The sequence below is a fragment of the Vibrio sp. 378 genome (assembly GCF_033339435.1).
Genome location: NZ_JAWOUO010000056.1, coordinates 1 through 500, shown reverse-complemented (window position 1 = coordinate 500; position 500 = coordinate 1). Strand labels below are relative to the sequence as shown.

The following is a 500-nucleotide window of genomic DNA, read 5'->3' as shown; positions in this document are numbered from 1 at the left end:
ACGGCAAAAACGTTACTGTAGTCGTTGAGTTGCAGGCGCGATTTGATGAAGAAGCAAATATTGAATGGTCAAAAGTTCTGACTGAAGCTGGCGTGCACGTCATCTTTGGTGCGCCCGGTTTAAAGATTCACTCAAAGTTATTGATGATCAGTCGCCGTGAAGGTGACGATATTATTCGCTACGCGCACATTGGCACGGGCAACTTCCACGAAAAAACCGCTCGAATCTATACCGACTTTTCGCTGCTCACCGCAGACCAAGAAATCACCAATGAAGTGCGCAACGTGTTTGGATACATTGAGAACCCTTATCGCCCAGTGAAGTTCAATCACTTGATGGTTTCTCCGCGTAATTCGCGCACCCAAATTTACCGCCTGATTGACAATGAAATCGCCAATGCAAAGGCGGGCAAAAAGGCCGGATTAACCATAAAGGTCAACAACCTCGTCGATAAAGGCATCGTCACCCGTCTTTACGCAGCAAGCAACGCGGGGGTAAAG

General features: G+C 47.8%; 1 pseudogene. It reads left to right on the top strand.

The window, feature by feature from the left end:
- Nucleotides 1–500 (top strand): annotated as a pseudogene (locus R7Q48_RS23995) (RNA degradosome polyphosphate kinase); the annotation flags it as partial.